Here is a 17,458-nt window from a genome sequence, read left to right as displayed (position 1 = left end):
TTCGCGCTGACGCCCCGGTCGGGTGCAGTCATGTGTCCGGCCTGTTTGCGCGGCACTCTGACCGCTGGCCATGATGTGATCCGTGAAACGGCTCCCGATCAGATTTACGACCTTGGCGGCCATGACGTACGCTGGGTTTTGCCGTTCCTTGGATTGACCGGTCGCCATCACGCTTTCATCGCCCTCGCAACTGGTTGTTCCTCGCGCTCTTTCTCAGGCGGCCTGTGCTGCCGCGTCGTGATAGAGGCCACCCTTGGCGAGGATGGCCCAGGCGGTGCGCGCCATCTTGTTGGCCAGGGCGACGGAGATCTGCCGTGCCGTCTTACCCCGCGCCATCATGCCCGCCAGCCATGTGCCTTGCTCTTTGCGCCGCCGCCATAAAGTGCCGGTGGCGCCGACCACCAGGAGCGACCGCAGATAGCGGTCCCCAGCCTTGGTGATCGGCCCCAGCACGGTTTTGCCACCGGTGGAATTCTGCGATGGCACCAGCCCCAGCCAGGCGGCGAAGTCTCGCCCCGTCTTGAAGCGCTTGGGATCGCCCATGGCGGCAACGATGGCGCTGGCGATCAGCGGGCCGATGCCGGGAATGGAGGCGACCCTCTGGCTGTCGGCGTCGTTACGGTGCCATCTCAGGATTTCGTGATCCAGCGCATCGATCTTGGAGTCGGTCTCACGCACATGCGCGGCCAGCATCGCCATGGCTTCACGAGCCGCCTGAGGCAATGCCGCATCCGGTGCGTCCAGCGCACAGACGACCAGCCTTGCCAGCCCACCTTGCCCCTCCGGTTCGATGATGCCGTATTCGGCAAAATGCGACCGCAGCGCATTGCCGAGCATGGTGCGCTGGGTCACCAACAGGCGGCGGGTGCGATGGAGCATCAGCACCGCTTGCGCCTCCTCGCTCTTGACCGGCACGAACTCCATGTGCGGCCGTGTCACCGCCTCGGCGATCGCCGCAGCGTCGGCTGCGTCGTTCTTCCGTCCTCGCTTGACATAGGGCTTGACCCGCGAGGGCGGGATCAGGCGCACCTCATGCCCCAGTTTGGCCAGCGTCCGCGCCCAATAATGGGCTGAGGCGCACGCCTCCATCCCCACCACGCAGGGCGACAGCTTGGCGAAGAACGTCACGACCTCGGAGCGGCGCAACTGCCGCCGGATCGTCACGGCACCGTCGCCATCGACCCCGTGGACCTGGAAAACCCGCTTCGCCAGATCAAAACCAATCGTGCTAACCTCGGTCATGGACGGCCCCCTTCAAATGGTGTGTCTCGACAACCACCATCTTGGCGCATTGCGACGCCGGTGAGCAGGGGCCGTCCACCCCATCATATTTGATGCGCGACGATCTTAGCGCTTTATACTCTCCCCATTGGTTCGGGGAGTGTCGGCTTGCACGGTTCTGAAGCGTTGTTCGATGTCTTGTCGCTGCTGCTGGCGGCGGTGGTGCTGGTGCCGTTGTTCCAGCGCTTCGGCATTCCCTCCGTGCTGGCCTATCTGGCGGCGGGCATCGTGCTGGGACCCTATACCCCAGGCCCGGTGGTCGATCTCGAGGTTACCCGCCCGCTGGCCGAATTCGGGGTGGTGTTCCTGCTGTTCGCCATCGGCATGGAGCTGCCCCTGTCGCGGCTTCGCACCATGCGGCACTACATCCTGGGATTGGGGATGGCCCAGGTCACGGCCAGCGCCGCCCTGATCCTGGGCATCGCCCTTTACTTCGACCTCGGCGTCAACGTGGCCCTGGTGGTGGGCATCACCCTGGCCTTTTCCTCCACCGCCACCGTCCTGGCCATCCTGGTCGAGCGCGGCGAAGCGGTGGCCCATCACGGCCGCATCGCCGTGGCGGTGCTGATCTTCCAGGATCTGGCGGTGGTGCCGGTGCTGGTGCTGCTGCCCCTGCTGGCCGGCGAGGGCCGCCATGTGGGCGAGGCCCTGGCCCTGGCCGGGGGCAAGGTGGCACTGGTCATGGGCGTCATCTTCGTGGTGGGGCGCTTCCTGCTGCGTCCCGCCTACCGCTTCATCGCCGGCGCCCGCAACCCCGAGGTGTTCACCGCCGCCAACCTGCTGCTGGTCCTGGCGGTGGCCTGGGTCACCGGCGAGGCCGGCATGTCCATGGCGCTGGGCGCCTTCCTGGCCGGGCTGCTGCTGGCCGATTCCCGCTACCGCCATCAGGTGGAGGCGGATATCGAGCCGTTCCGTGGCCTGCTGCTCGGCCTGTTCTTCATGACGGTGGGCATGTCCATCAACCTGCCCTTCGTCGCCGACCGGCTGGGACTGGTGCTGGGGCTGACGGCGGGGACCATGGCGGTCAAGGCCGTGGCCCTGGTGTTGCTGTGCCGCCTGATGAAGGTGGGGTGGGCCGACGGGTTGCGGGTGGGGTTCCTGCTGGCCCAGGGCGGCGAATTCGCCTTCGTGGTGTTCGGCCGCGCCGCCGAGCTGAAGCTGCTCGACGGCGGCCTGGGCCAGGCCCTGGTGGCCAGCGTGGCGCTGTCCATGGTGCTGACCCCGGCGCTGGCCGCCCTGGGGCGGCGTCTGGCCCAGCGCCTGTCTCCCGCCGAACGCGGCGCCGAGCCTATTCCCGATTCGGCCCGCCACCTCGCCGACCACGTGATCATTGCCGGCTATGGACGGGTGGGGCGTGCCATCGCCCGCCTGCTGGCCGAGCACGACATTCCGTTCATCGCGCTGGACATGGACGCCGACCGGGTGGCGGCGGCGCGCGCCGCCGGCATTCCCGCCTATTACGGCGACGCCGGGCGGACCGGCATCCTGCGCTCGGTCGGCGTCGCCCAGGCCCGGGCGGCGGTGATCACCGTCAACGAGGCCCGCCAGGCCGAGCGCGCCATCTCCTGCATCCGCCAGACCGCGCCCAGCCTGCCCATCGTGGCGCGTGCCCGCGACCGCGCCCAGGAACAGGTGCTGGGCGAGATCGGCGCCACCGCCGTGATCCCGGAAACGGTGGAGGCCAGCCTGCAGATGGCGGGGTCGGTGCTGCGCCAGGCGGGAATCGACGACGAGGCGGTGGAGCGCAGCCTCAAGGGCTACCGCAACCGCCGCTACGGCCGTACCAAGGAGTGAGGGGATGCGGGCGGGACGCCCGCGCTCCAACCGGTCGCGGAGCGCGGGCGTCCCGCCCGCATCCCGTTCTCTTACTCTTCCGGTGGGACTTCCGCGCCGCGTTCGCTGGCCCGCAGATAGGGCATCTTGTCGGGATGCAGGCGGGCCACGCCGTGGTGGTGCAGGCGCATGGCCTCGACCAGGGCACCCTTGCGCTCCAGCATCTCGTCGGCCATGCGCACCATGCGCGAATTGGGCCAGGAGAAGGGGCGGATGGCCGCCAGATGGGTGAAGGAATCGGCCTCGCGTCCCGGATTGTGCTGGGCCATCAGGATGATGGCGGTGGCCGTCGAGCGCGAGATGCCCATGTGGCAATGGATCAGCAGGTGTTCGACCAATTCCGCCTTCAGCCCGGCGCCGTATTCCAGGATGGCCTCCACGTCGCGATGGGTGGCGTGGATCTGGCCGTCCTGCGGGTTGACGATGTCGTGGAAGCGCCAGATGGTGCGGGCATGGGGCGGATAAAGGGCGAAATGCTCGGGGTCCGGCCATTCGGGGTCGAGGATGGTCACCACGTGGCTGATTCCCGCCCCGGCATGGCGGGGCAGTTCGTCGATGCCGCAGATGGTCAGCGGAAAGGGCAGCAGCGGGGGCTTGGTCGTCACAGTTGCTGAATCTCGATGTTGTGCTTCTTCAGGGCGTAGCCGATCTGACGCGGCGTCAGGCCCAGCAGGCGGGCGGCCTTGGCCTGGACCCAGCCGCAGCGTTCCATGGCCTGGACCAGGCGGTCGCGTTCGGACAGGTCCTCGTCGTCGGGGGCGGCGGTGTCGGCGGACGGGGCCGGGGCCGGCGGCGGCGCGGCGGGGGGCGGCGCCGACAGCGGGCCGGTGGGCACCGGAATGGGGGCGCTCAGGGTGGGCGCGGCCTTGTCGGTGGGATTGCGCTTGTGCCACAGGGTGGACGACAGGCAGGTGTCGTGCTTGCACGACAGGTCCATCTCGTCGATGACCTCGCCCTTGGTCATGGTGGCGGTGCGGTAGACGCAGTTCTCCAACTCGCGCACGTTGCCGGGGAAATAACATCGCTGCAGCGCTTCCAGCGCGCTGTGGGAGAAGGCCATGGCGCGGCCATTCTCCTCGTTGAACTGCTTCAGGAAGTACATGGCCAGCAGCGGAATGTCGCCCGAGCGCTCGCGCAGCGGCGGCAGGAAGATGGGCACCACATTGAGGCGGTAATAGAGATCGGCGCGGAACGAGCCGTCGGCGACGCCCGCTTCCAGGTCGCGGTTGGTGGCGGCGATCAGGCGGACGTCGACCTTGACGGTCTTGTTGCCGCCGACCCGCTCGAACTCGCCTTCCTGCAGCACGCGCAGCAGCTTGGCCTGGAAGTTGGCGGAGATCTCGCCGATCTCGTCCAGGAACAAGGTGCCGCCGGTGGACAGCTCGAAGCGGCCCTTGCGCTCGGCCACCGCGCCGGTGAAGGCGCCCTTCTCGTGGCCGAACAGTTCGGATTCCAGCACGCTTTCCGACAGCGCGGCGCAATTGACCTTGATGAAGGGCTTCTGGGCGCGGGCCGACAGCACGTGGACGGCGCGCGCCACCAGTTCCTTGCCGGTGCCGCTTTCGCCACGGAGCAAGATGGTGGCCTTGGTGGGCGCCGCCTGCTGCACCTGGGCGAAGACGCGGGCCATGGCCTCGGAATTGCCGACCACGTCCTCGAGGCCCCGGATGGGCAAGGCGGGGCGGACCTCGGCCATGCGCTTTTGCAGCCGGGCGGCGTCGGTCATCAGGGTTTCGCGGTCGTTGGCCAGCTTGCGGTGCAGGCTGGCGGTCTGGCCGATCAGGGTGGCGACCATGGTCAGGAAGCGCAGGTCGTGCTCGAACACGTGCTGGGCCCCGCCGTCCCACGAACGCTCCACCGACAGCGCCCCGAACGGCTTGTCGGTGGTCTTGACCGGGACGCAGAAGAACGAGAGGCGCTCGTCTTCCAGGGTGTCGTCGTTCTCGGCCATGTATTCGGCCAGCAGCGGTTCCTCGGCGGCGTCGGGCACCACCATGGGAATGCCGGTGGCGATCACCTTGTCCACCGCCGCGAAGGGATATTTCAGCACGCCCTCGCGGGCCAGGCGCAGCGACATGCCGGTGACGGCGGACAGATGGGGCTTGCCGGCCTCGTCCTTCAGCACCACGGCGCCGTGGCGCATGTTGAGGTAGGAAGACAGGACGTTGAGGACGTCGTGGAGCGCCTTGTCGAGGTCGAGGGTGGCGCCGAGAATCTTGCTGATCTCATAGATGCCGATCAGCGGCAGGGCGCTTTCGTCACTCTTCTGGGCCGTCATACGCATTCAATCCACCAATTGGCCAGCACGCCGGAACAACGCCGCAGCGACACGCCGCGACCCGCTCCCCCCACCTTTTCTTGATTGCTTCCATAATTCTTAGTTCATCGGCGTGCCTGCGTCCACACCCGCTTGGGCAGCCCGGGCGGGTGGGGCGGCTTCATGGCCCTATGCGCAGGGCGCCGATGGGAGCGCGGCTCTGGATGCGCAGGAAATACGCGCCGGCCTCGTCCACCGGCCAGTGGATGCGCAGACTGTCGGGTCCGACCGTGTCTTCCTCGTCCAGCACGATGTCGAAGGTGTCGGCCACCACCTGCAGCCGCAGCCGCTGGGCGGTGTCGAGGCTGAGCGAGGCTGAGTGCCGTCCGGGCTCCAGCCGTCCCAGGGGAACGAACAGCTTCTGGCGGTCGGGAAGGGTGACCTGGGCCAGGGCCGAGGGCTGCCACACCCCGCCGGGGGGAATGGCCACCGGCGGGGACGGCATGCGGCATTCGGTCTTGAGCCGGCTCATCAGGGTCTTGAGCCGGCTGACCATGCCGTCGTCCTGCGGGCCGGCATAGCTTGCTACATGGCCGGCCAGCCCGTCGGCGGCCCGCTCGGTGCGCAGCGCCATGCGGCCGCTGCACTCGCCTTCGTGGCAGGTCAGGCAGATCGCGTCGAACACGACGATGGTGGCGGCCGGCATCTCCTGCGCCGCCGCCGGAGCGGCGATCATCAGGAACAGGACGCCGAGAAACGTTTTGATCATGGCGGCTCTCCCCATGGTGACGAGCCCTGGGATCAGGATAAGCCCCACGGCAAAGCGGGGGAAATCGCGAATGGGAAGGTCAGACCCGCTTCTTGCGCGAGCGCGGCTTGGGCGTCTCGGCGGCGCCCTCCTGGGGGGCGGGCAGCAGCATGGGACGCCGCGGCAGCGAGGCTTCCATCACCTGCTCGATCAGCTGGGCGGTGGCCAGGACCTCGGCCAGCTTGGTCCGCAGGGTGTCGACGGTCAGCTCCTCGGACTTGCGCTTGCGGCTGGTGGTCAGCGCGCCGGCGCCGGCGGCGATGAAGGTGTCGACCCATTCGTCCAGCTTGGGCCGGCTGATGCCGATGGCCTGGGCGACCAGTTCGGGGTCTTCGCCGCGCAGCACCCGCATCACCGACTGGCGCTTGAGCGCCTGGGTGATGGGCAGGCGCCGCTTCTGCACCATGGTGAGCTTGGTGACGTTCTCGGCCAGGGCCGGCGGCGGGGCGGCGGCCACGACCGGGGCGGGAGCCTGGGCCCGCACCGGAGGCTGACTGAGCGGAGGAACCGGAATGGGGGCGGAAGCCGCCGCCGGAGCCTTGGCCGCTGGCACCGGAATGGGCTGGACCGGAATGGGGGCGGCCTTGGGCTGGACCGCGACGATTTCCTTGGGCGGCGCGGCAGCGGGACGGCCGGGCAGGGACGGGGTGACGCGGCCGGTGGCGGGACGCGGGGGCTGCGGGGCGACGGCCACGGGGGGCTGCGCCTGGGGGGCGGCGGCCGAGGCGGGTGGCGGCAGGGCCAGATGCGGCAGGGCGGCCGGGATGACGGCGTTGACCGGGCCGGGCATGCGCGTGGGCCGGGCGCCGGGACGGGTCTGCTCGCTCTTCACCGAGATGGCGGGGACCGGGGCATGAGTGTCGCCATCGGTGGAGAAGATGGGGCCCAGCGGGATCTTCCCGGCCGAACGCGACGGAATGGTCAGTTCCGCGCCGGCGCGGATGTGCTTGGGCTGCAACCGGATGGTGGCGGGACGCACCCCCGTGGCCGCGGGAGCCGGCGCCAGGGCCGGAACCTGCGCCTGGGCGGCCGAGGGCTGGGCGGTCTGGGCAAGGGGGGACTGGGCAAGGGGGGACTGCGACAGGGGCGCCTGGGGCCTGGGCGGCAGCGGCTGGGCGGACAGAGGCTGCGGCGCCACCGGCGGGCGGGCGGGCGGCTGGCCCATGGCCGGGGGCGTCATGGGGGCGGCCGGGGCGCGGGCGGCGGCGATGGCCTGCTCGGCCAGTTCCGAGGCCGGCATCTTGATGGGAGTGATGCGGGCCAGCGCCTGGCCATCGCCTTCGCCCGCGGGGCCGGGAAGGGCCGGCGGCTTCATCTTCTCCAGGACCTTCTCCACCTCTTCCAGGCAGAGGGTGGCGGTCTCGACGATGGGGGTGAAGCCGTGGGTGGTGACGATGCGGTTCAGATAGGCGCGGGTTCCCGCGGCGTAGAGCACCGCCTCGTGTCCCTCGCCGGCATCCTTGACGAACTTGCGGACCCGGTGGGGAATGCGCCGCAGGATGCCCTGACGGCGGTTGGACAGAACCTTGAAGTTCATCACCTCGAACAGGACGTCCGAATGCCGGCCGGGATGCAGGCATTCGAACAGCCATTCGATCAGGTCGATCTCGCTGAATTCCAGGACCAGGAAGGTCTGCTGGGTCTTTTGCCAGTTGGAGATGAAGGCGCGGATGGCCTCCAGCTGCTCGGCCATCTCGTCTTCAAAAATGGCGGAGTCCAGCATGCGCCAGGCCCGGTCCGCCGCCAGGGGGCGCCGGGTCGGCTGGCCGAATTCCCGCGTCAGGCGGAGCGCGACGCCCAGCAGGGCCCGGCTTTGTCCCGCCGCCGCGCCCAGGGAGGCGAAGCAGTCGCGGACCAGGTCCGACGCCTTGAAGTCGTCGACGGGCAGCGGGTCCGACAGCAGAAGCGCCAGGGTCGGCAGGTCGGCGGGAAGTTCGGAAATTCCCTTGTCGGGCAGGTCCGCCAGGGCTTCGGCGATGATGGCGCTGGCGTCAGTCGCGGACAGGGCCGGGCCGGCCGGGGCGGCGGCCGGTTCGTGGCGCGGGGTGTGAAAGGCCGTGGTGCCCCTGTTGCGATCGCCCTCGGCCGACACCGGGGCGAAGGCCGAGCGGATGCCGTCGGCCAGCGAGACCCATGGCGCGCTGATCAGGCGCAACACGGCGGCGGGCAATTTCCCCATGCCGGCCAGCCGGCGGCGCAGGAGGCCGCGTCCCCAGCCGATCACCCGTTCGGCGAAAAGGGAGGGCGGAAGATCGCGGCTGTGCAGGGTGGGGGGCAGAGGCTGGGATTCGGCCGGCGATACGGGATCGGTGGACTGATTCCGGCGGCGGCGGGACAGGAGGGCGAGACGTTCGAAGGGGGTGATATGGTGCGGCGCCTGGAATTCAGGACGAGCTTTCCTCCAGCGCGGCAGCGAGGCCATGCGCTTGGGAGAAAACTTACCCTTCCGTCCGCCCTTAACCTTCATACAACATATACCCGACTGGAGGTTGTCCGAACCCCACCTGTCGATTCTTCTCGCGATGATTCATTTGACGATTCATCGGAGAGAGAATTTCCGTTCCTACACGCTACAACACAGATTTTAATAGTTTATGTCACTGGCGCAAATATTTCAGCCTATTCCAAGAGTCTATGTCTCAACCTAAAAGGGGTGGATCGTTTCCCCGTACTGATTGAATGGCCGCCATGCTCAATTCGTTTGCCGGGGTTTTCCGGCATGCTATGGTTGTCGATGCGGGTCGGGGGGAGCAATGATTCCGGGTTTGGGCCGTTTCATCATCACGATTCTGCTGGCGGGGCTGTTTGCGGCGACGCCGGCCATGGCCGGCGCGAAGGTGCAGATTTCGCGTCCCGTCCGGATCGGGCTGCTGCCCACCATCGCCACGCTCAGCCTTCTGAAGCTCTACGATCCCGTGCGCCACCGCCTCGAGCAGGCGTTGGGCCATCCGGTCGAGCTTTATACCGCCGGGTCCTTTCAGGCCTATCTCGACGACATCCGGGCCGAGGAGTTCGACGTGCTGGTGGCCGCGCCGCATTTCGGGGTGGTGGCCGCCGATATCGGCTATGTGCCGCTGTTTCGCTACCATCAGGAGTTGACGCCGCTGATCGTCGTGCCCAAGCAAAGCGCCCTGCGCGAAGCCCCGCAATTGCGGGGGCGGCGCGTGCTGACCGCCGACCGCCTGGCCGCCCTGTCGGTGGTGGCGGAAACCTGGCTGTCGGTGGATTACGGCATGCGGGCCGGAAGGGATTACATCCTGGAGGAAGTGGCCAGCCACGCCACGGCCATGCGGGCGGTGGCCATCGGCGACGCCGACGCCGCCATCAGCAGCCCGTCGGTGATGCAGCAGCTTCCCGAAGACCTGCGCGATCAGGTCGCGTCCTTTCCCAGCCGTCTGCGCATGCCGCACCAGATGTTCCTGGCCCATAACCGGTTGGGGGCCGACGCCGTCGAGGCGATCCGCCAGTCGCTGGGGAGTTTCGGGGACACCGAGGAGGGCAAGGCGTTCTTCAAGTCCGGCGGGTTCAAGGGGCTGGTGCCGCTGGAGGCCGCCGACATCCGCCAGGCCCGGCCCTATGCCGACATGTTGGACAGCATCAAGAGCAGGAGGGGGCATTGACCTTCGGCTATCCGCGTCCGCCTTCGGTCAAACCGGTCAATTCGCTGCGGCTGCGGCTTCTGGCGTTCAGCGTGGTGGTCGAAGTGGTCATGCTCACCCTGCTGGTGGCCAATGGCGTGCGCCTGATCCAGACCCATCTGGCCGCCAGCACCGAAGCCCGGCTGCAGGCCCAGGAGGCGTCGTTCAACATCACCCTGGCGGGCCAGCTGGCCGAGCGCGACTACGCCGCGCTGCAAAGCATCGCCGAGGGCTGGGGGGTGTCCAAGAGCATCACCTACATGGTGGTGACCAACAGCGTGGGCAAGGTGGTGGCCGCCTGGGGCCGGGATGCCGAGGGGCCGCTTCCGCCCGCCGACAAGGTGCTGTCGCCGGACCTGCCCGAATACCGGGGGGCGTTCGACATCGTCTTCCTGGGCCAGCGCTACGGCGAGGCCCGCTACGGGGTCGACACCACCTTCCTGGCCACGGCGCGCCGCGAATTGCTGCATCAGAGCGTCGGCATCGCCGTCGCCGAGGTGGTGCTGACCATCACCTTGCTGGCCGCCATCGGCTATTGGCTGACGCGGCATCTCGACCTGCTGACCCGGGCGTCGCTCAAGGTGGCGGGGGGCGACTTCTCCATCCGCCTCAAGCTGGAGGGCAAGGACGAGGTTGCCGTCCTGACCCAGGCCTTCAATTCCATGTCCAGCGCCGTGGAATCGCGCATCCACGATCTGGACGAAAGCCAGAAGCGTTTCCGCGCCATCGCCGATTACACCTATGCCTGGGAGAACTGGTTCGACGCCGACGGGCGCCTGCGCTGGGTCAACCCGGCGGTGGAGCGGGTCACCGGCTATGGCGTCGCCGAATGCCACGCCATGGAGGATTTCCCCCTGCCCATGGTGGTCGAGGAGGACCGTCCCCAGGTGCGCGACTTCCTGGCGGCGGCCAGGGGGGGACAGTCCGGCAAGGACATGGAGTTCCGGGTGCTGACCAAGGCGGGCGAGGTCCAGTGGGTGGCCATGTCCTGGCAGCCCATCTTCGACGGGGCGGGCGAGCCGCTGGGCTCGCGCTCGTCCATCCGCGACGTGACGGTGCAAAAGCACAGCGCCGACATGCTGGTGGAGGCCAAGGCGGAACTGGAGCGCATGCTGTTCGCCGCCTCCCACGATTTGCAGGAACCCATCCGCTACATCCTGGCCTATACCCAGCGCCTGGACCGCGAGTTCGGCGAGGATCTGCCCGAGCGGGCGCAGAGCAGCATGAACTTCATCCGCGAGGGCGCCAACCAGCTCAGCCTGCTGGTCAAGGGCCTGGTGGACTACACCCGCTCCAACCGTCCCATGGCCGCCTTCGCCCCGGTGGATTGCCGCCGGGTGGTGGAACAGGCCATCGTCGATTGCCGCGCCATGTCGGCCGGCACCGACGCCGAGTTCCGGGTGGGCGAGCTTCCCACCGTCCATGCCGACCCGGTGCTGCTGTTCATCCTGTTCGAGAACCTGATCAGCAACGCCATCAAGTTCGTGCGGCCCGAGGAGGCGCCCAAGGTTTCCATCTCCGCCGTGCCCGAGCGCGACGGCTGGCGCATCGACATCGCCGACAACGGCATCGGCATCGACGCCCAGTACCTGCAGACCATCATCCGGCCATTCTCGCGGCTGCATTCGCGCTCCACCTTCCCCGGGGCCGGGCTGGGGCTGGCCTCGGCGCTCAAGGTGGCCAGGATGCATGGCGGCAATCTGTGGCTGGATTCGGTGCCCGGACAGGGGACCACCGTGCATGTGTGGCTGCCCACCATGGCCCAGCCGGAAACGGTGTGATCGGTCGGGAGGCGGGAATGCGGGCGGGACGCCCGCGCCCCAAACCGCGCCATGTTCTAATGGAGCGCGGGCGTCCCGCCCGCCATCGGGTCAGTCCGCCGTCCGCAGCTCGATGGGTGCGCGGAAGCTGAACTGGGCGGGGGCGGCCATCACGGCAGCCCGCGCCCGGGCGAAGGCGGCCTTCAGGCCTTCGGGCAGACGGCCCTCGCCGCCGGCGGCGCGCGCGATCTCCACCAGGGAGGGCGCGCCTTTCTCGCCGCCCGTCACGTCCAGGCCGTGGCTCTTGGCGGCGAACAGCAGGTCGTGGATCAGGGTGCGCTTGTTGGCCGCCACCGCCTGGCGCGCGCCGGCCAGGGCGGCCTCGCTGCCTTCGGCGGCGAACAGGGTGACGCGGTGGTGGGGGTCGATGCCCGACGGCGACAGGTGGCCGTAGGCCGACAGCTCCACCTCGACGGCGCCCTTCAGCTCGCGGGCCAGGGTGCGGATGGCGGCGCGGTAATCGGCATAGGCCTCCAGCACCGAGACGATGGCCGAGGTGTCGCCGGGCAGCACGATGTTGATGTCGGTGGACGTGCTCCAGGGCTTCATCATGCCCGGCTGCACGATTCGGGCCCTGGTGCGGGCCAGGTCGGGCGCACCTTCGCGGATGGCGCGGAAGGTCTCCATCTCGGCGCCCGACGAGAAGCCCACGCCGAAATCGATCATCACGCCGCCGATGGTCTCGGTCTCGGGGTCCAACAGGCTCATCAGCACGTCGTCGATGGACAGTTCCGACCAGCCGGTCAGGCAAGCCAGCATGTCGGCGCCGGCGTATTCGCACGATTGCAGCAGGCCCTGCGCCTTGGACCGCGCCGGCTCCTCCGAATGCTCGATGAAGGCTTCCAGCGAATCGCGGCTGACCAGTTCGATGCCGTTCAGCACCGTCTCGCCGCCCTCGCCACTGATGCGGCCGCCGGCCTGTTCCGGCAGGGAAATGCGGGTCCAGGGGCGCAGCCAGGCCAGCAATCCGGCGATGGTGTCCACGTCCGAGCCCTGGACCGGCAGAACCAGCCCGAATTCGCCGGTGGGAACCTCCACGTAGCGGAAGCGGGCGGCGGCGACCATGCCGGTCCAGCCCTGCATGCCCTGCACGTCGGCCAGGGATGCGCCCTCGATCAGGCGCGGCGTCTCGCCGCCATCGGCCAGGCAGATGGCGTCCAGGGTGCCGAGCGGGCTAAGGCGCAGCGGCCCCATGCCGCCGGTGGCCACCACGCCGCCGACGAAGGCCGAGCCGATGCTGGTGAGGTCGACCAGGATGCGGGCGTTGGGGCCGACCGCCTCGGCCAGGGCGGCGTTGACCTGGGTGAAGGTGAGGCCGGCGCCCGCCGATACCATGCCCCTGGCCATGTCGATGGCCACCTGATGGGTCCTGATCTCCGCCAGATCGGTGTCGGCGGCGACGGTCTCGGCGGCCAGCGCGCCCTTGGGGCGGATGGCGACGATGCCGGCGAACCCGGCGATGCCCTCGTCGGCGTAGTCGTAGGAGCCGATGGCGCTGGTCAGGCCGCCCGCCGGCATCACCGCCCAGTTGGCGGACACAGCCTGGGAAACGGCTTGCGTGACGTCATGGGTGGCGAGCAGCCGGGCCCGCAGCAGCTTGCCGCCGTCGTCGGTCAGCTCGGCCCAGGGCAGCGATGAAAAGTCGATGGAAGCGCTCATGATCCGCGAGGTTCGGGTGATGCGGGCCCTCCCATAGCATTTCCTGCACCGGAATTGATACTCCCCGAAGGGGCGGGTTGCGTCATGAGGGGCATGCGTATCTTGGAATCCTTGCGGAAAATGCTCATCTTCGCCACATGCCCGATGGAACCCGCCCCCTGACCGTCACCATCGCCGCCGCCGTCTCGGAAGCTGGCGCGGCCGAGTGGGATGCCTGTGCCGGCACCGGCAACCCCTTTGTCCGCCACGCCTTTCTTAATGCCATGGAGCGGTCCGGCTCGGCCGCGCCCGCCACCGGCTGGCTGCCCCGCCATATCCTGGTCAGGGATGGCGAGGGGCGGCTGCTGGCCGCCGCGCCCCTTTACCTCAAGCGCCATTCCTTCGGCGAATACGTCTTCGACTGGTCCTGGGCCCAGGCCTACGAGCGGGCCGGCGGCGCCTATTACCCCAAGCTGCAATGCGCCGTGCCCTTCACGCCGGTCACTGGGCCGCGCCTGCTGGTCCGCGCCGGCGAGGACGCCGCCCTGCTGCGCCGGGTGCTGGCGTCGGCCATGGTCGATCTGGCCCGGCGTCTGGGGGCCAGTTCGGTGCACGTGACCTTTCCCACCCTGGCCGAATATGACGGGCTGGGGCAGGCGGGCTACCTGCAGCGCCTGGGCAGCCAGTACCACTGGCGCAACGACGGCTACCAGAGCTTCGACGACTTCCTGGGGCGGCTGTCGTCCCGGAAACGCAAGCAGATCAGGAAGGAGCGCGACGCCGTGGCGCGCTCGGGCGCGCGGCTCGCCACCCTGGTGGGGGCCGACGTCAAGGCGCGGCACTGGGACGTCTTTCACGCCTTTTACCAGGCGGTGGTGGACCGCAAATGGGGCCGCGCCTATGTCAGCCGCGCCTTCTTCGAGGAGCTGTCCGCCTCGCCGCTCGCGGAATCCGTGGTGCTGGTCTGGGCCGAGGCGGACGGCGAGCCGCTGGGGGCCGCCTTCAACATGCTGGGCGACGATACCCTGTATGGCCGCACCTGGGGCGGCGGGCGGCACGTGGACTTCCTGCATTTCGAGGCCTGCTACTACCGCGCCATCGACTTCGCCATTTCCCACAACCTTGCCCGCGTCGAGGCCGGCGCCCAGGGCGAGCACAAGGTCAGCCGGGGCTATCTGCCCACCGCCACCTACTCCGCCCACTGGATCGCCGATCCCGGACTGGCCGAGCCGGTGGCCCGCTACCTCGCCCACGAGCGCGCCCTGGTGGCCGAGGACATCGCCGAACAGGCCGAGGAAGGGCCTTTCCGCAAAGGGTAGCGGGTGATTAAACTGCGGTCGCCACATCCGCAGGAGACGAGACTTGGCCGCCGAAGGCCCGACGCCGGAACAGAAAGCCGATTACCTGGTGCGCAAGCTGGAACAGACCATCCGCGACAACCGGACGGTCAAGGGCATGTCGTTCCGCACCTGGCAGGCCATCGCCAAGGAAGAGATCGTCAACGCCATGCGCGAGCATGAAAAGCGCCAGATGCGCCACGACCAGACGGTCAACCGGCTGGTGCTGGCCACCGCCTCGGCCCTGGTGACCATCGGCTTCTGGGGGGCCATGGTGGCGGTCAACAGCGCCTATGGCGGCGTGGCGGCCATCATCGTGCTGGTGGCCGGCGCCGCCCTGTTCTTCGTCACCGCCGATTGGGGCATCAAGCGTTTCGTCTCGGGCTACAACAAGGAAAAGCGGGTCGAACGCCTGGCCCATATCGAGGAACTGGACAAGCGCATCAAGCGCATGGAACACGAGATGAAGAAAAAGGCCGACCGCCTCAAGGAAACCCAGGCCAAGCTGGGGGAGATCGAGGTGTGAGGCGCTTCGGCCTCCCGACCCTTCTCCTCGCCGTCATCCTCGGCCTCGTCTCGCCGCCCGGTAGCCGACTTCTCGACACGATCCGCCTGATGGCCGCCCTGGGCGGCTCGGCTGCCCCCATCGCCCCCCGAAGCGTGGCCTATCCCGGCGGGCGGGCCGATCTCTATGGCCAGAGCGGGCCGGTGCTGGTGTTGCTGCCCGGCGCCGCCGCTGCCGGCAAGGACGATCCCCGGCTGGTTCGCTTCGCCGGCGCGCTGGTGGGAGCGGGCTGGCGGGTGATGGTGCCCGATCTGGCAGGCGCCAAGGCGCTGACGCTGTCGGCCGCCGATGCCGACGAGGTGGCCCGGGCGGTGCGCCATGCGCCGGGGGACAAGGTGGCGCTGGCCGCCATCTCCTATGCCGCCGTGCCGGCGGTGCTGGCCGCCCTGGAGGCGGATGTGGCGGCCAAGCTCGCCGTGATGGTGGCGGTGGGGCCGCCCTATGACGCGCGCCGGGTGATCGGCTTCTTCACCACCGGAACTTGGGGCGGCCAAAGGCTGGAGCCCAACGCCTACGGCAAGTGGGTGTTCGTTCTGAGCAATGCGCGGCGCCTCACCGATTCCGGCGACCGCACCTTGCTGGAAGCCATCGCCCGGCGGCGCATGGGCGATCCGGGGGCCGCCATCGACGACCTCGCCCGGCGGCTGGGGCCACAGGGCGTGGCGGTCATGGCGCTGTTGGACAATGCCGATCCGGAGCGGGTGGCTGCCCTGATCGATGCCTTGCCGCCCGGGATCAAGGACGAGATCGGCCGGCTGGACCTTTCCGCCCGTGATCTGTCGGGCTTCGCGCCTGAAATGCTGGTCATCCACGGTCGTGACGACCGCATCGTGCCGGTGGGCGAGGGCGCGGCCCTGGCCGCCGCGCTGCCCCATGGCCGGCTTTACCGCCTGGACAGCCTTGCCCATGCCGATCTGACCGTCTCGGGCCTCGCCGACGGCTGGGTATTGGGCCGGGCGGTGTACCGTCTGCTGGAGTGGCGCGACCGGATGGGGTAGAAGTCCGGCCATGAGCCTGTCTTCCCCCTTCGACGTGATCGTGATCGGTGCCGGCGCCGCCGGGCTGATGTGCGCCGCACTGGCCTCGGCAAGGGGGCGGCGGGTGGTGGTGCTGGACCACAACGACCAGCCGGGGCGCAAGATCCTGATATCCGGCGGCGGCAAGTGCAACTTCACCAACCGCACCGTCACCCCGGCCCAGTACCTGTCGGCCAATCCCCATTATGCCACCTCGGCGCTGAAGCGCTTTGGGCCGGCCGATTTCCTGGAATTGATGAAGCGTTACCGCATCGCCTTCCACGAGCGCGAGCACGGCCAGCTGTTCTGCGACAATTCCGCCGCCGACATCGTCGCCATGCTGATGGGCGAATGCGGGGCGGGCGGCGTCGAGATGGTGCTGGAGGCCAAGATCGGCGGGGTGACCGGCGACGGCCCCTTCCGGGTGGCGACCAGCCGGGGAACCTACGAGGCCGCCGCCCTGGTGGTGGCCACCGGCGGGCTGTCGGTGCCGAAGATCGGCGCTACCGGCTTCGCCCACACCCTGGCCGGGCGCTACGGCCTGTCGGTGGTGACGCCGCGGCCCGGCCTGGTGCCGCTGACCTTCACCGGGGCCGACATGGACCTGATGCGCGATCTGGCCGGCATCGCCGTTCCGGCGGAGGCGAGCTTCGGCAAGACCCGTTTCCGCGAGGCGGTGCTGTTCACCCATCGCGGCCTGTCGGGACCGGCCATCCTGCAGATCAGCTCCTATTGGCTGACCGGTCAGTCTATTAACATCAACCTGCTGCCGGACGTGGACGCCAACGCCCATCTGCTGGAGCGCAAGGCGGCGCGCCCCAACGCCCAGGTGGAGACTATCGTCGGCGAGATGCTGCCCGCCCGCCTCGCCCGCGCTTTGGTGGAGCGGGCGGGATTACTGGGGCGACCGATCGGTCAGTCCACCAATGCCGCCCTGGCCGGGCTGGCCCGCCTGCTGTCCCAATGGGCCCTGGTTCCGGCCGGGTCCGAGGGCTATCGCACCGCCGAGGTCACCCTGGGCGGCGTCGACACGGCTGGCCTGTCGTCCAAGACCATGGCGGCGAAGTCCCATCCCGGCCTGTATTTCGTCGGCGAGGCGGTGGACGTGGCCGGCTGGCTGGGCGGCTATAACTTCCAGTGGGCGTGGTCGTCGGGCTGGGTGGCGGGGATGAGCGTTTAGGGCCGGACGGGCGAGGCCGCTCTCCGACTTTCCAGGCCCCCCTCCCGACCTCCCTCCCCCGCCGCAGGTGGGGGAGGGCCGGGGT

13 protein-coding genes are annotated in these 17,458 nt (G+C 68.9%); 7 read left to right on the top strand and 6 right to left on the bottom strand.

Annotation, left to right across the window (positions count from 1 at the left end; translation table 11 throughout):
* Nucleotides 1–213: 213 nt before the first annotated feature.
* On the bottom strand, nucleotides 214–1,242 hold the full coding sequence (locus tag XM1_RS20050) for an IS110 family transposase (RefSeq protein WP_068430816.1): 1,029 nt from the start codon (nucleotides 1,240–1,242) through the stop codon (nucleotides 214–216).
* A gap of 147 nt (nucleotides 1,243–1,389) precedes the next feature.
* On the opposite strand from XM1_RS20050, the gene XM1_RS20045 reads away from it, so the two are divergent.
* Nucleotides 1,390–3,075, top strand: a complete 1,686-nt coding sequence (locus XM1_RS20045) for a monovalent cation:proton antiporter-2 (CPA2) family protein (RefSeq protein ID WP_231920601.1) — start codon at nucleotides 1,390–1,392, stop codon at nucleotides 3,073–3,075.
* A 71-nt stretch (nucleotides 3,076–3,146) separates the two neighbouring features.
* Here the strand turns inward: XM1_RS20045 and XM1_RS20040 are convergent, their stop codons facing one another.
* The 4 genes from XM1_RS20040 to XM1_RS20025 form a co-directional block, all read right to left on the bottom strand.
* Nucleotides 3,147–3,719 carry a tyrosine phosphatase family protein gene (locus XM1_RS20040; protein ID WP_068436609.1) on the bottom strand — a complete coding sequence of 191 codons (573 nt, stop codon included), beginning with the start codon at nucleotides 3,717–3,719 and terminating at the stop codon, nucleotides 3,147–3,149.
* Nucleotides 3,716–5,398, bottom strand: a complete 1,683-nt coding sequence (gene nifA / locus XM1_RS20035; RefSeq protein ID WP_068436608.1) for a nif-specific transcriptional activator NifA — start codon at nucleotides 5,396–5,398, stop codon at nucleotides 3,716–3,718. Before nifA ends, XM1_RS20040 begins: the two co-directional genes overlap by 4 nt.
* 154 nt (nucleotides 5,399–5,552) lie before the next feature.
* Nucleotides 5,553–6,140, bottom strand: a complete 588-nt coding sequence (locus XM1_RS20030) for a hypothetical protein (protein ID WP_068436606.1) — start codon at nucleotides 6,138–6,140, stop codon at nucleotides 5,553–5,555.
* Nucleotides 6,141–6,219: 79 nt separating this feature from the next.
* Nucleotides 6,220–8,646: a helix-turn-helix domain-containing protein gene (locus XM1_RS20025; protein WP_156428805.1), complete on the bottom strand. Its 2,427-nt coding sequence runs from the start codon at nucleotides 8,644–8,646 to the stop codon at nucleotides 6,220–6,222.
* Nucleotides 8,647–8,932: 286 nt separating this feature from the next.
* On the opposite strand from XM1_RS20025, the gene XM1_RS20020 reads away from it, so the two are divergent.
* Nucleotides 8,933–9,799 (top strand): PhnD/SsuA/transferrin family substrate-binding protein, encoded by an 867-nt coding sequence (locus XM1_RS20020; protein ID WP_068436602.1) that lies wholly within the window; start codon nucleotides 8,933–8,935, stop codon nucleotides 9,797–9,799.
* Nucleotides 9,796–11,598: an ATP-binding protein gene (locus tag XM1_RS20015; protein ID WP_068436600.1), complete on the top strand. Its 1,803-nt coding sequence runs from the start codon at nucleotides 9,796–9,798 to the stop codon at nucleotides 11,596–11,598. The genes XM1_RS20020 and XM1_RS20015 overlap by 4 nt, the downstream gene beginning before the upstream one ends.
* Before the next feature lie 90 nt (nucleotides 11,599–11,688).
* Here XM1_RS20015 and XM1_RS20010 read toward each other — a convergent pair whose 3' ends face one another.
* On the bottom strand, nucleotides 11,689–13,296 hold the full coding sequence (locus XM1_RS20010; protein WP_068436599.1) for an FAD-binding oxidoreductase: 1,608 nt from the start codon (nucleotides 13,294–13,296) through the stop codon (nucleotides 11,689–11,691).
* Between the two features lie 137 nt (nucleotides 13,297–13,433).
* Here XM1_RS20010 and XM1_RS20005 point away from each other — a divergent pair, with 137 nt between their 5' ends.
* From XM1_RS20005 to XM1_RS19990, 4 genes are read left to right on the top strand one after another with little or no spacing between them, the layout of a single operon-like run.
* A complete protein-coding gene (locus tag XM1_RS20005) occupies nucleotides 13,434–14,594 on the top strand; it encodes a GNAT family N-acetyltransferase (RefSeq protein ID WP_068436598.1) in 1,161 nt (386 codons plus the stop codon).
* Nucleotides 14,595–14,637: 43 nt separating this feature from the next.
* Nucleotides 14,638–15,138 carry a hypothetical protein gene (locus XM1_RS20000; RefSeq protein ID WP_068436597.1) on the top strand — a complete coding sequence of 167 codons (501 nt, stop codon included), beginning with the start codon at nucleotides 14,638–14,640 and terminating at the stop codon, nucleotides 15,136–15,138.
* The gene (locus XM1_RS19995) at nucleotides 15,135–16,175 is read left to right on the top strand and encodes a hypothetical protein (RefSeq protein ID WP_068436596.1); all 1,041 of its coding nucleotides are present in this window, start codon (nucleotides 15,135–15,137) and stop codon (nucleotides 16,173–16,175) included. Before XM1_RS20000 ends, XM1_RS19995 begins: the two co-directional genes overlap by 4 nt.
* Before the next feature lie 10 nt (nucleotides 16,176–16,185).
* Complete coding sequence (locus XM1_RS19990) at nucleotides 16,186–17,373, top strand: NAD(P)/FAD-dependent oxidoreductase (RefSeq protein ID WP_068436594.1); 1,188 nt, start codon at nucleotides 16,186–16,188, stop codon at nucleotides 17,371–17,373.
* Nucleotides 17,374–17,458: the final 85 nt, after the last annotated feature.

The sequence above is a fragment of the Magnetospirillum sp. XM-1 genome, from assembly GCF_001511835.1.
Classification (GTDB): domain Bacteria; phylum Pseudomonadota; class Alphaproteobacteria; order Rhodospirillales; family Magnetospirillaceae; genus Phaeospirillum.
The sequence above is the reverse complement of the archived record's forward strand: the minus strand, read 5'-3'. Positions and strand labels throughout refer to the sequence as shown.

Coding starts and splice junctions, on each gene's coding strand:
- XM1_RS20050 (WP_068430816.1), bottom strand. CDS start 1,242: ATGACCGAGGTTAGCACGATTGGTTTTGATCTGGCGAAGCGGGTTTTC.
- nifA (WP_068436608.1), bottom strand. CDS start 5,398: ATGCGTATGACGGCCCAGAAGAGTGACGAAAGCGCCCTGCCGCTGATC.
- XM1_RS20030 (WP_068436606.1), bottom strand. CDS start 6,140: ATGATCAAAACGTTTCTCGGCGTCCTGTTCCTGATGATCGCCGCTCCG.
- XM1_RS20025 (WP_156428805.1), bottom strand. CDS start 8,646: ATGAAGGTTAAGGGCGGACGGAAGGGTAAGTTTTCTCCCAAGCGCATG.
- XM1_RS20020 (WP_068436602.1), top strand. CDS start 8,933: ATGATTCCGGGTTTGGGCCGTTTCATCATCACGATTCTGCTGGCGGGG.
- XM1_RS20010 (WP_068436599.1), bottom strand. CDS start 13,296: ATGAGCGCTTCCATCGACTTTTCATCGCTGCCCTGGGCCGAGCTGACC.
- XM1_RS20005 (WP_068436598.1), top strand. CDS start 13,434: ATGCCCGATGGAACCCGCCCCCTGACCGTCACCATCGCCGCCGCCGTC.
- XM1_RS19990 (WP_068436594.1), top strand. CDS start 16,186: ATGAGCCTGTCTTCCCCCTTCGACGTGATCGTGATCGGTGCCGGCGCC.